The following is a 12,692-nucleotide window of genomic DNA, read 5'->3' on the forward strand; positions in this document are numbered from 1 at the left end:
CGGCCTGCGTTTCGCAATCCGTGAAGGCGGCCGTACTGTTGGCGCTGGTGTTGTTGCCAAAGTTATCGCTTAATCGCTGATAACGTTTGACGCGACATGCGGTAAAAGGGCATCATTTGATGCCCTTTTTCTACGCTGTGAACTAGAACCTATCTCATCAGCGATTTTGCAGTCATAATCATTGGTGAGATGGGCTCTTAAAGCCGTATTGACTGAGATACGTCATAGCGTAAAACACCGAAATGCCGCCGAGCGGCATTTGATCGGTTTGGTTTGCCTTGCAGTGCGAGGCAAAGTTGTCTGTTCTGAATTCATTGTGACAGGTTGGTTTATGAGTGCGAATACCGAGGCTCAAGGGAGCGGGCGCGGCCTGGAAACGGCTAAGTGGCTGATCGTCGCCGTTCTGTTGGTTGTAGCGATTGTCGGTAACTATTACTACCGTGATTTCAGCCTGCCGTTACGTGCGCTGGCCGTCGTAGTGGTTATCGCTGTTGCTGGCGCTGTGGCGCTGATGACCACCAAAGGCAAGGCCACCGTTGCGTTTGCACGCGAAGCGCGTACTGAAGTGCGCAAGGTGATCTGGCCAACTCGTCAGGAAACGCTACATACCACGTTGATCGTTGCCGCGGTAACTGCCGTGATGTCACTGATTCTGTGGGGCCTGGACGGTATTCTGGTCCGTCTGGTATCGTTTATTACTGGCCTGAGGTTCTAAAATGTCTGAAGCTCCAAAAAAACGTTGGTACGTCGTTCAGGCGTTTTCCGGTTTTGAAGGTCGCGTAGCGCAATCGCTGCGTGAACACATCAAACTGCACGATATGGAAGAACTGTTCGGCGAAGTGATGGTACCTACGGAAGAAGTTGTTGAAATCCGTGGTGGTCAACGTCGCAAAAGCGAACGTAAATTCTTCCCGGGCTATGTACTGGTTCAGATGGTGATGAATGACGCCAGCTGGCACTTGGTGCGTAGCGTTCCGCGCGTAATGGGTTTCATCGGCGGCACCTCTGACCGTCCGGCACCGATCAGCGATAAAGAAGTTGATGCGATTATGAACCGCCTGCAACAGGTTGGTGATAAGCCGCGTCCTAAAACGCTGTTCGAACCGGGTGAGCTGGTCCGTGTTAACGATGGTCCGTTTGCCGACTTCAACGGTGTTGTTGAAGAAGTGGATTACGAGAAGAGCCGCCTGAAAGTTTCTGTTTCCATCTTTGGCCGTGCAACGCCGGTGGAACTGGACTTCGCTCAGGTTGAAAAAGGCTGATCAATTAATCAGCAATAAGTGGCGTTTGCCGCTTGTCAGAGGCGCGAAATTGAACTATAATTTCGCGCCTTTTGTTTTTATAGGCCTTGCTCATTGAGTTGAGCGAGGTGAAACACGGGGAGCCTCTATTGAGGCGATATTACCCAAACCGAGGAATTGTAAATGGCCAAGAAAGTACAAGCCTACGTTAAGCTGCAAGTTGCAGCCGGTATGGCTAACCCAAGTCCGCCAGTTGGTCCAGCTCTGGGTCAGCAAGGCGTTAACATCATGGAATTCTGTAAGGCGTTCAATGCTAAGACTGACAGCGTTGAGAAAGGTCTGCCGATTCCGGTTGTTATTACCGTTTATTCTGATCGCTCCTTCACTTTCGTTACCAAAACCCCGCCAGCAGCAGTTCTGCTGAAAAAAGCGGCTGGTATCAAGTCTGGTTCAGGCAAGCCGAACAAAGACAAAGTAGGTAAAGTGACTCGTGCTCAGGTACGTGAAATCGCAGAAACCAAAGCTGCGGACATGACTGGTTCTGACGTTGAAGCGATGACTCGCTCCATCGAAGGTACTGCTCGTTCCATGGGCCTGGTAGTGGAGGATTAAGAAATGGCTAAGCTGACCAAGCGCATGCGCGTGATCCGTGACAAAGTTGATGCTACTAAACAGTATGACATCACCGAAGCTGTTGCTCTGCTGAAAGAGCTGGCCACCGCTAAATTCGTAGAAAGCGTTGACGTTGCTGTTAACCTCGGCATCGACGCTCGTAAATCTGACCAAAACGTTCGTGGCGCTACCGTTCTGCCAAACGGCACCGGTCGTTCCGTTCGCGTTGCCGTATTTGCCCAAGGCCCTAACGCTGAAGCAGCTAAAGCTGCTGGCGCAGAGCTGGTAGGTATGGAAGATCTGGCAGACCAGATCAAGAAAGGCGAAATGAACTTCGACGTTGTTATTGCTTCCCCGGATGCAATGCGCGTTGTTGGTCAACTGGGCCAGATCCTGGGTCCACGTGGCCTGATGCCAAACCCGAAAGTGGGTACCGTTACTCCGAACGTTGCTGAAGCAGTGAAGAACGCTAAAGCAGGTCAGGTTCGTTATCGTAACGACAAAAACGGCATCATCCATACCACTATCGGTAAGGTTGATTTCGAGTCAGACAAGCTGAAAGAAAACCTGGAAGCCCTGCTGGTTGCGCTGAAAAAAGCAAAACCATCTCAGGCGAAAGGCGTGTACATCAAGAAAGTTAGCCTCTCCACCACCATGGGTGCTGGCGTTGCTATCGATCAAAGCGGCCTGACTGCTGTAGCGAACTAATCGCCCTGCGATTATCGCTTTGACTTGGGGCTAAGGTTCGTCTAGAATCTTATGCCCCAAGGTTTTGCTATTGGCAATAGTCATAGTGGAACAAAGATTTTTCGGTTGGAGCCTGGCCTATCCAGGCCTCCGTCCAAGACCGCAGGTGTATCGAAAGGTACTTAATCCTTCCTGCGTAGACGGTGACAGAGCCTAAAGAAAATTTTAAATTGTCTTTGCTGGATTCTGCTCACCGTGTTTGAACGCTCTCACTGAGTGATTTATCGCAAGGTGTTGAGTGATGTGAGTGCTGGGGATTTCCCCCGGCTAAATCCAGGAGCAAAAAGCTAATGGCATTGAATCTTCAAGACAAACAAGCGATTGTTGCTGAAGTCAACGAAGTAGCCAAAGGCGCGCTGTCTGCGGTTGTTGCGGATTCCCGTGGCGTTACCGTTGATAAAATGACTGAACTGCGTAAAGCAGGTCGTGAAGCTGGCGTTTACATGCGTGTTGTTCGCAACACCCTGATGCGTCGCGTAGTTGAAGGCACTCCATTCGAATGCCTGAAAGACACGTTTGTCGGTCCTACCTTGATTGCATTCTCTAACGAACACCCGGGCGCTGCTGCTCGTCTGTTCAAAGAGTTCGCGAAAGCGAATGCAAAATTCGAGGTTAAAGCTGCGGCCTTTGAAGGTGAGCTGATCCCTGCGGCACAAATTGACCGCTTGGCAACTCTGCCTACTTACGATGAAGCAATCGCACGCCTGATGGCAACCATGAAAGAAGCCGCTGCCGGCAAATTGGTTCGCACTCTGGCTGCACTGCGCGATCAGAAAGAAGCGGCATAAGCCCTCTTTCTTAGCCTTTGCTTACGTATTTAAACTATTTCTGAATTTTAGGAACATTTGTTATGTCTATCACTAAAGACCAAATTATCGAAGGCGTTGCAGCTCTGTCTGTAATGGAAATCGTTGAACTGATCGCCGCTATGGAAGAGAAGTTCGGTGTTTCTGCTGCTGCTGTAGCTGCAGGTCCTGCTGCTGCTGCTGAAGCTGTTGAAGAAAAAACTGAATTCGACGTTGTACTGAAAGGTATCGGCGCGAACAAAGTTGCAGTAATCAAAGCAGTACGTGGCGCAACTGGCCTGGGTCTGAAAGAAGCTAAAGACCTGGTTGAGTCTGCACCAGCAGCACTGAAAGAAGGCATCAGCAAAGACGACGCTGAAGCACTGAAAAAAGCTCTGGAAGAAGCTGGCGCTGAAGTTGAAGTTAAATAAGCCACTGCTTTCTGAGTGCAGTCTGTTTTAACTAACAGACTGATGGCTGGTGACTTTTTGGTCACCAGCCTTTTTGCGCTGTAGGGCGTCAGTAGAGTTTCACACTGTTTGGCTACTGACTAACCCCAATATTTCTTTCTATCGACGACTTAATATATTGCCCTCCCTGCCGCAGCAAAATCTGCCGTACAGCGCAACGAAATGATTTAAGCGTGATAGAAACGAGTATTGCGGAAAGTGTTCCCGCTTTCCGGTCGACAAAATGGTGTTGCGTGAACCGTCCTATATCCGGACGGACAGAGTGGGTCACTGATCAGCGAGCTGAGGAACCCTATGGTTTACTCCTATACCGAGAAAAAACGTATTCGTAAGGATTTTGGTAAGCGTCCACAAGTTTTGGACATACCATATCTCCTTTCTATCCAGCTTGACTCGTTCCAGAAGTTTATCGAGCAAGATCCAGAAGGGCAGTACGGCTTAGAAGCCGCATTCCGTTCTGTTTTCCCTATCCAGAGCTACAGTGGCAATTCGGAGCTGCAATACGTTAGCTACCGTCTTGGTGAGCCGGTCTTCGACGTCAAAGAGTGCCAGATCCGTGGTGTGACGTTCTCTGCACCGCTGCGCGTAAAACTGCGCCTGGTAATCTACGAGCGCGAAGCTCCGGAAGGTACGGTCAAAGACATCAAGGAACAAGAAGTCTATATGGGCGAAATTCCGCTCATGACCGAAAACGGCACCTTTGTGATCAACGGTACTGAGAGGGTTATCGTATCTCAGCTTCACCGTAGTCCTGGCGTATTCTTTGACAGCGATAAGGGTAAAACCCACTCTTCGGGTAAAGTGCTGTATAACGCGCGTATCATCCCTTACCGCGGTTCATGGTTGGATTTCGAGTTCGACCCGAAAGACAACCTGTTTGTACGTATTGACCGTCGCCGTAAATTACCTGCGACCATCATTCTGCGTGCACTGAACTACACCACTGAGCAGATCCTTGACCTGTTCTTTGCGAAAGTAGTTTTCGAGATCCGTGATAACAAGCTGCAGATGGAGCTGGTTCCAGAACGTCTGCGTGGTGAGACTGCTTCGTTTGATATCGAAGCCAACGGCAAGATCTACATCGAGAAAGGCCGTCGTATCACCGCTCGTCATATCCGTCAGCTCGAAAAAGACGAAATTCATAGTATTGAAGTACCGGTTGAGTACATCGCGGGCAAAGTGGTCGCGAAGGACTATATCGATACCAATACCGGTGAGCTGATCTGCGCAGCCAACATGGAGCTGTCGCTGGATCTGCTGGCCAAATTGAGCCAGTCAGGCCACAAGCGTATCGAAACGCTGTTCACCAACGATCTGGACCACGGTGCGTACATCTCTGAGACCGTACGTGTCGATCCAACAAGCGATCGTTTGAGCGCGCTGGTAGAAATCTACCGCATGATGCGCCCTGGTGAGCCGCCAACGCGCGAAGCTGCCGAAAGCCTGTTCGAGAACCTGTTCTTCTCTGAAGACCGCTACGATCTGTCTGCGGTTGGCCGTATGAAGTTCAACCGTTCTCTGCTGCGTGACGAGATCGAAGGTTCGGGCATCCTGAGCAAAGACGACATCATTGAAGTGATGAAGAAGCTCATCGATATCCGTAACGGTAAAGGCGAAGTGGACGATATCGACCACTTGGGCAACCGTCGTATCCGTTCCGTCGGCGAAATGGCTGAGAACCAGTTCCGTGTAGGTTTGGTGCGTGTTGAGCGTGCGGTTAAAGAACGTCTGTCCCTGGGCGATCTGGACACCCTGATGCCACAGGACATGATCAACGCCAAACCGATTTCGGCGGCGGTGAAAGAGTTCTTCGGCTCCAGCCAGCTGTCTCAGTTTATGGACCAGAACAACCCGTTGTCCGAGATCACGCACAAACGTCGTATCTCTGCATTGGGCCCAGGCGGTCTGACCCGTGAACGTGCCGGCTTTGAAGTTCGAGACGTACACCCGACTCACTACGGTCGCGTGTGTCCAATCGAAACGCCGGAAGGTCCAAACATCGGTCTGATCAACTCCTTGTCCGTGTACGCACAGACTAACGAGTATGGCTTCCTGGAAACCCCGTACCGCCGCGTGCGTGACGGCTTGGTTACCGATGAAATCAACTATCTGTCTGCTATTGAAGAAGGCAACTTCGTTATCGCTCAGGCGAACTCCAACCTGGACGAAGACGGCCGCTTTATAGAAGACCTGGTCACCTGTCGTAGCAAAGGCGAATCAAGCCTGTTTAGCCGCGATCAGGTTGACTATATGGACGTATCAACCCAGCAGGTTGTCTCCGTTGGTGCTTCACTGATTCCATTCCTGGAACACGATGACGCCAACCGTGCATTGATGGGTGCGAACATGCAACGTCAGGCGGTTCCAACCTTGCGTGCTGACAAGCCGCTGGTAGGTACCGGTATGGAACGTGCTGTAGCGGTTGACTCCGGTGTTACTGCCGTAGCTCGCCGTGGTGGTGTGATCCAGTACGTGGATGCTTCCCGTATCGTTATCAAAGTTAACGAAGACGAGATGCACGCGGGCGAAGCAGGTATCGATATTTATAACCTGACCAAGTACACCCGTTCTAACCAGAACACCTGCATCAACCAGATGCCGTGTGTGAATCTGGGTGAGCCAATCGAGCGCGGCGACGTGCTGGCAGATGGCCCGTCCACTGACCTGGGTGAACTGGCGTTGGGCCAGAACATGCGCGTGGCGTTCATGCCGTGGAACGGCTACAACTTCGAAGACTCCATCTTGGTGTCCGAGCGTGTGGTTCAGGAAGATCGCTTCACTACCATCCATATCCAGGAACTGGCGTGTGTGTCTCGCGACACCAAGTTGGGGCCTGAAGAGATCACTGCCGACATCCCTAACGTGGGTGAAGCTGCGCTCTCCAAACTGGATGAATCCGGTATCGTGTATATCGGTGCTGAAGTGACCGGTGGTGACATTCTGGTCGGTAAGGTAACGCCAAAAGGTGAAACCCAGCTGACGCCAGAAGAGAAACTGCTGCGTGCGATCTTCGGTGAGAAGGCGTCTGACGTTAAAGATTCCTCTCTGCGTGTACCAAACGGCGTTTCCGGTACGATTATCGACGTGCAGGTCTTCACCCGCGATGGCGTGGAAAAAGACAAGCGTGCGTTGGAAATCGAAGAGATGCAGCTGAAGCAGGCGAAGAAAGACCTGACTGAAGAACTGCAGATCCTGGAAGCCGGCCTGTTTACGCGTATCCATGCGGTGCTGGTTGCCGGCGGTGTCGAGGCTGAGAAGCTGAGCAAACTGCCACGCGATCGCTGGCTGGAACTGGGCCTGACCGACGAAGAGAAGCAAAACCAGCTGGAACAGTTGGCAGAGCAGTACGACGAACTGAAATCCGACTTCGAGAAGAAGCTGGACGCCAAGCGTCGTAAGATCACCCAGGGCGATGATCTGGCACCAGGCGTGCTGAAAATCGTTAAGGTTTATCTGGCCGTTAAGCGTCAGATCCAACCGGGTGACAAGATGGCAGGCCGCCACGGTAACAAGGGTGTTATCTCCAAGATCAACCCGATCGAAGATATGCCTTACGATGAAAACGGCACGCCGGTTGACATCGTACTGAACCCGCTGGGCGTACCATCACGTATGAACATCGGTCAGATCCTGGAAACCCACCTGGGTATGGCTGCGAAAGGCATTGGTGAGAAGATCAACCAAATGCTGAAGCAGCATCAGGAAGTGGCCAAGCTGCGTGAGTTCATTCAGAAGGCCTACGATCTGGGCGACGATGTCTGCCAGAAAGTTGACCTGAACACCTTCACCGACGACGAAGTACTGCGTCTGGCAGAGAACCTGAAAAAAGGTATGCCAATCGCAACGCCGGTGTTTGATGGTGCGAAAGAGACTGAAATCAAGCAACTGCTGGAAATGGGCGGGATCCCAACCTCGGGTCAGATTACGCTGTTCGATGGCCGTACCGGTGAGCAATTCGAGCGCCAGGTTACCGTTGGCTATATGTACATGCTGAAACTGAACCACTTGGTTGACGATAAGATGCACGCCCGTTCAACCGGTTCTTACAGCTTGGTTACTCAGCAACCGCTGGGTGGTAAGGCGCAGTTCGGTGGTCAACGCTTCGGTGAGATGGAAGTGTGGGCACTGGAAGCATACGGCGCAGCTTATACCTTGCAGGAAATGCTCACCGTTAAGTCGGATGACGTTAACGGCCGTACCAAGATGTACAAAAACATCGTGGATGGCGATCACCGCATGGAACCAGGCATGCCGGAGTCCTTCAACGTACTGTTGAAAGAAATCCGCTCGCTCGGTATCAACATCGAACTGGAAGACGAGTAATCGTTTTTCCGGCTCAGGCTCCCGGCCTTAGGGAGCCTGAGGGTGGTTGTTCAGGTCACACGGGCGCGCGATTTGTCAGCGTGCGCCCAACAGGTTTAACTCCGACAGGAGCCAATCCGTGAAAGACTTATTGAAGTTTCTGAAAGCGCAAACTAAGACCGAAGAGTTTGATGCGATCAAGATTGCTCTGGCATCGCCAGATATGATCCGTTCGTGGTCGTTCGGTGAAGTTAAGAAGCCGGAAACCATTAACTACCGTACGTTCAAACCTGAACGTGACGGCCTTTTCTGCGCCCGTATCTTTGGGCCGGTAAAAGACTACGAGTGCCTGTGCGGTAAGTACAAGCGCTTAAAACACCGCGGCGTGATCTGTGAGAAGTGCGGCGTTGAAGTGACCCAGACCAAAGTGCGCCGTGAGCGCATGGGCCACATCGAGCTGGCTTCACCGACTGCGCACATCTGGTTCCTGAAATCGCTGCCTTCGCGCATCGGTTTGTTGCTGGATATGCCGCTGCGTGACATCGAACGTGTACTGTACTTCGAATCCTATGTGGTTGTTGAAGGCGGTATGACTAACCTCGAGCGTCGTCAGATCCTGACTGAAGAGCAGTATCTGGATGCGCTGGAAGAGTTCGGTGACGAATTCGACGCCAAGATGGGTGCGGAAGCTATTCAGGCCCTGTTGAAAAACATGGATCTGGAAGCCGAGTGCGAACAGCTGCGTGAAGAGCTGAACGAAACCAACTCCGAAACCAAGCGCAAGAAGCTGACCAAGCGTATCAAGCTGCTGGAAGCGTTCGTACAGTCTGGCAACAAGCCAGAGTGGATGATCCTGACCGTGCTGCCGGTACTGCCGCCGGATCTGCGTCCGCTGGTTCCGTTGGATGGCGGTCGTTTCGCGACTTCAGATCTGAACGATCTGTATCGCCGCGTGATCAACCGTAACAACCGTCTGAAACGCCTGCTGGATCTGGCTGCGCCTGACATCATCGTGCGCAACGAAAAGCGTATGCTGCAAGAAGCGGTAGATGCCCTGCTGGATAACGGCCGTCGCGGTCGTGCCATCACCGGTTCCAACAAACGTCCTCTGAAATCTTTGGCCGACATGATCAAAGGTAAGCAGGGTCGTTTCCGTCAGAACCTGTTGGGTAAACGTGTTGACTACTCTGGTCGTTCTGTAATCACCGTAGGTCCATACCTGCGTCTGCATCAGTGCGGTCTGCCTAAGAAAATGGCACTGGAGCTGTTCAAACCGTTCATCTACGGCAAATTGGAGCTGCGTGGCCTGGCCACCACCATCAAAGCCGCCAAGAAAATGGTTGAGCGCGAAGAAGCTGTCGTTTGGGACATCCTGGACGAAGTTATCCGCGAACACCCGGTACTGCTGAACCGTGCACCAACCCTGCACCGTTTGGGTATCCAGGCGTTTGAACCGGTTCTGATCGAAGGCAAGGCAATCCAGCTGCACCCGCTGGTTTGTGCGGCATACAACGCCGACTTCGATGGTGACCAGATGGCTGTACACGTACCGCTGACGCTGGAAGCCCAGCTGGAAGCGCGTGCATTGATGATGTCTACCAACAACATCCTGTCACCTGCGAACGGCGAGCCAATCATCGTTCCTTCTCAGGACGTTGTATTGGGTCTGTACTACATGACCCGTGACTGTGTTAACGCCAAAGGCGAAGGCATGGTGCTGAGCGGCCCGAAAGAAGCGGAGCGTATTTACCGCGCCGGTCTGGCTTCTCTGCATGCGCGTGTCAAAGTGCGTATCACCGAAGAGATCAAAAACACCGAAGGCGAGTCTGTACACCAGACTTCGATCATCGACACTACCGTAGGTCGCGCCATCCTGTGGATGATCGTGCCGCGCGGTCTGCCGTACTCGATCGTTAACCAGCCTTTGGGCAAGAAAGCTATCTCCAAGATGCTGAACACCTGTTACCGCATCCTGGGCCTGAAGCCGACCGTTATCTTTGCTGACCAGATCATGTACACCGGTTTTGCTTACGCAGCCCGTTCAGGCGCTTCCGTAGGTATCGATGACATGGTTATCCCGGCCAAGAAAGCGGAGATCATCGAAGAAGCGGAAACCGAAGTTGCCGAGATCCAGGAGCAGTTCCAATCTGGTCTGGTCACCGCCGGTGAACGTTACAACAAAGTGATCGATATCTGGGCTGCGGCAAACGAACGTGTTGCTAAAGCGATGATGGAAAACCTGTCGGTTGAAGACGTGGTTAACCGTGACGGCGTTGTGGAACAGCAAGTTTCCTTCAACAGCATCTTTATGATGGCCGACTCCGGTGCGCGTGGTTCCGCCGCTCAGATTCGTCAGCTGGCCGGTATGCGTGGTCTGATGGCGAAGCCGGACGGCTCCATCATCGAAACGCCAATCACCGCGAACTTCCGTGAAGGTCTGAACGTACTCCAGTACTTCATCTCCACGCACGGTGCTCGTAAAGGTCTGGCGGATACCGCACTGAAAACGGCTAACTCCGGTTATCTGACCCGTCGTCTGGTTGACGTGGCACAGGACCTGGTTGTTACCGAAGACGACTGTGGTACTCACAACGGCATCATGATGACTCCGGTTATCGAAGGTGGTGACGTTAAAGAGCCACTGCGCGAACGCGTTCTGGGTCGTGTGACGGCAGAAGATGTCATCAAGCCGGGTACGGCTGACATCCTGGTGCCACGCAACACCCTGCTGAACGAGAAGACGTGTGACCTGTTGGAAGAGAACTCTGTCGACAGCGTTAAAGTCCGTTCCGTAGTTAGCTGTGAAACCGACTTTGGTGTGTGTGCAAACTGCTATGGTCGCGACCTGGCACGTGGTCACATCATCAACAAAGGCGAAGCTATCGGCGTTATCGCGGCACAGTCAATCGGTGAGCCGGGTACACAGCTGACGATGCGTACGTTCCACATCGGTGGTGCGGCATCTCGTGCGGCTGCTGAATCCAGCATCCAGGTGAAAAACAAGGGTACTCTGAAGCTGAGCAATGTGAAGTTCGTAATGAACGCCGCAGGCAAGCTGGTGATTACCTCTCGTAACACCGAACTGAAGCTGATCGACGAATTCGGCCGTACCAAAGAAAGCTACAAAGTGCCTTACGGTTCTGTCATGGGCAAAGGTGACGGTGCAGAAGTTAACGGCGGCGAAACCGTTGCTAATTGGGATCCGCACACCATGCCAGTTATCACCGAAGTGAGTGGTTTCATCCGCTTCGCTGATATGGTTGACGGCCAGACCATTACACGCCAGACCGACGAACTGACCGGTTTGTCTTCTCTGGTCGTACTGGACAGCGCAGAGCGTACCGGTAGCGGTAAAGACCTGCGTCCGGCACTGAAAATCGTTGATGCCAAAGGCGACGACGTATTGATCCCAGGTACTGATATGCCTGCTCAATACTTCCTGCCAGGTAAAGCGATTGTGCAGCTGGAAGACGGCATTCAGATCGGTGCGGGTGATACCCTGGCGCGTATTCCTCAGGAATCCGGCGGTACCAAGGATATTACCGGTGGTCTGCCACGCGTTGCGGATCTGTTCGAAGCACGTCGTCCGAAAGAGCCTGCAATCCTGGCTGAAATCAGCGGGATTATCTCGTTCGGTAAAGAGACCAAGGGCAAACGTCGCCTGGTAATCTCTCCACTGGACGGCAGCGATGCTTACGAAGAGATGATTCCGAAATGGCGTCAGCTCAACGTGTTTGAAGGTGAAGTTGTGGAGCGTGGTGACGTTGTTTCTGACGGCCCGGAATCTCCGCACGACATTCTGCGTCTGCGTGGTGTGCATGCGGTTACCCGCTACATCACCAACGAAGTGCAGGAAGTTTACCGTCTGCAAGGCGTTAAGATTAACGATAAACACATTGAAGTTATCGTTCGTCAGATGCTGCGTAAAGGTACCATCGTCAGCGCTGGTAGCACCGAGTTCCTGGAAGGCGAGCAGGCTGAAGTGTCACGCGTTAAGATTGCCAACCGTCAGCTTGCTGCTGAAGGCAAAATCGAGGCAACCTTCTCACGCGATCTGCTGGGTATCACCAAGGCTTCCTTGGCGACCGAGTCCTTCATCTCCGCAGCATCGTTCCAGGAAACGACGCGCGTTCTGACCGAAGCGGCTGTTGCCGGTAAGCGCGATGAACTGCGTGGCCTGAAAGAGAACGTCATCGTGGGCCGTCTGATCCCAGCCGGTACCGGTTACGCTTATCATCAGGACCGCATGCGTCGTAAAGCACAGGGTGAAGCGCCAGTTGTTCCGCAAGTCAGTGCGGAAGAAGCAACGGCTAACCTGGCTGAACTGTTGAACGCAGGCCTGGGCGGCGGCAACAACGATTAATCGTTGAATGCGCCGTGGGGTTCGGCTTGCCGGGCCCATGCCAGATAAACCGCTCCTTCGGGGGCGGTTTTTTTTTGCCGACTCCCGCAGGGGGTAATCTTTGCTACTATGAATAGGCTCGAGATAACGGCTAAAATCACCTGCGTGCTATTACAACCAAGGATTGTACAGA

General features: G+C 52.6%; 8 protein-coding genes and 1 pseudogene. All 9 read left to right on the forward strand.

All coding sequences use genetic code 11. From position 1 onward, the window contains the following. Nucleotides 1-73: pseudogene (locus tag ACGS9J_RS26305) on the forward strand (EF-Tu/IF-2/RF-3 family GTPase); the annotation flags it as partial. A 258-nt stretch (nucleotides 74-331) separates the two neighbouring features. Beyond that, a complete protein-coding gene (gene secE / locus ACGS9J_RS26310) occupies nucleotides 332-715 on the forward strand; it encodes a preprotein translocase subunit SecE (protein ID WP_020828746.1) in 384 nt (127 codons plus the stop codon). A gap of 1 nt (nucleotide 716) precedes the next feature. After that, nucleotides 717-1,262: a transcription termination/antitermination protein NusG gene (nusG, locus tag ACGS9J_RS26315; protein ID WP_004953928.1), complete on the forward strand. Its 546-nt coding sequence runs from the start codon at nucleotides 717-719 to the stop codon at nucleotides 1,260-1,262. A 162-nt stretch (nucleotides 1,263-1,424) separates the two neighbouring features. Then, nucleotides 1,425-1,853: a 50S ribosomal protein L11 gene (gene rplK, locus ACGS9J_RS26320; protein ID WP_015376316.1), complete on the forward strand. Its 429-nt coding sequence runs from the start codon at nucleotides 1,425-1,427 to the stop codon at nucleotides 1,851-1,853. A gap of 3 nt (nucleotides 1,854-1,856) precedes the next feature. Beyond that, on the forward strand, nucleotides 1,857-2,561 hold the full coding sequence (gene rplA, locus ACGS9J_RS26325) for a 50S ribosomal protein L1 (protein WP_012004742.1): 705 nt from the start codon (nucleotides 1,857-1,859) through the stop codon (nucleotides 2,559-2,561). Between the two features lie 329 nt (nucleotides 2,562-2,890). After that, on the forward strand, nucleotides 2,891-3,388 hold the full coding sequence (rplJ, locus tag ACGS9J_RS26330) for a 50S ribosomal protein L10 (RefSeq protein ID WP_020828745.1): 498 nt from the start codon (nucleotides 2,891-2,893) through the stop codon (nucleotides 3,386-3,388). A 62-nt stretch (nucleotides 3,389-3,450) separates the two neighbouring features. Then, on the forward strand, nucleotides 3,451-3,816 hold the full coding sequence (rplL, locus tag ACGS9J_RS26335; protein WP_012004743.1) for a 50S ribosomal protein L7/L12: 366 nt from the start codon (nucleotides 3,451-3,453) through the stop codon (nucleotides 3,814-3,816). A 333-nt stretch (nucleotides 3,817-4,149) separates the two neighbouring features. Beyond that, the gene (rpoB, locus tag ACGS9J_RS26340) at nucleotides 4,150-8,178 is read left to right on the forward strand and encodes a DNA-directed RNA polymerase subunit beta (RefSeq protein ID WP_020828744.1); all 4,029 of its coding nucleotides are present in this window, start codon (nucleotides 4,150-4,152) and stop codon (nucleotides 8,176-8,178) included. 118 nt (nucleotides 8,179-8,296) lie between these two features. Beyond that, the gene (gene rpoC, locus ACGS9J_RS26345; protein WP_442233528.1) at nucleotides 8,297-12,520 is read left to right on the forward strand and encodes a DNA-directed RNA polymerase subunit beta'; all 4,224 of its coding nucleotides are present in this window, start codon (nucleotides 8,297-8,299) and stop codon (nucleotides 12,518-12,520) included. Nucleotides 12,521-12,692 lie beyond the last annotated feature (172 nt).

The sequence above is a fragment of the Serratia quinivorans genome (genome assembly GCF_052113645.1).
In the GTDB taxonomy this organism is placed as follows: Bacteria; Pseudomonadota; Gammaproteobacteria; order Enterobacterales; family Enterobacteriaceae; genus Serratia; species Serratia quinivorans_B.

Bases quoted from the DNA above. Each gene is read 5' to 3' on its own strand.
- secE (WP_020828746.1), top strand. From the start codon at position 332: ATGAGTGCGAATACCGAGGCTCAAGGGAGCGGGCGCGGCCTGGAAACG.
- nusG (WP_004953928.1), top strand. From the start codon at position 717: ATGTCTGAAGCTCCAAAAAAACGTTGGTACGTCGTTCAGGCGTTTTCC.
- rplK (WP_015376316.1), top strand. From the start codon at position 1,425: ATGGCCAAGAAAGTACAAGCCTACGTTAAGCTGCAAGTTGCAGCCGGT.
- rplA (WP_012004742.1), top strand. From the start codon at position 1,857: ATGGCTAAGCTGACCAAGCGCATGCGCGTGATCCGTGACAAAGTTGAT.
- rplJ (WP_020828745.1), top strand. From the start codon at position 2,891: ATGGCATTGAATCTTCAAGACAAACAAGCGATTGTTGCTGAAGTCAAC.
- rplL (WP_012004743.1), top strand. From the start codon at position 3,451: ATGTCTATCACTAAAGACCAAATTATCGAAGGCGTTGCAGCTCTGTCT.
- rpoB (WP_020828744.1), top strand. From the start codon at position 4,150: ATGGTTTACTCCTATACCGAGAAAAAACGTATTCGTAAGGATTTTGGT.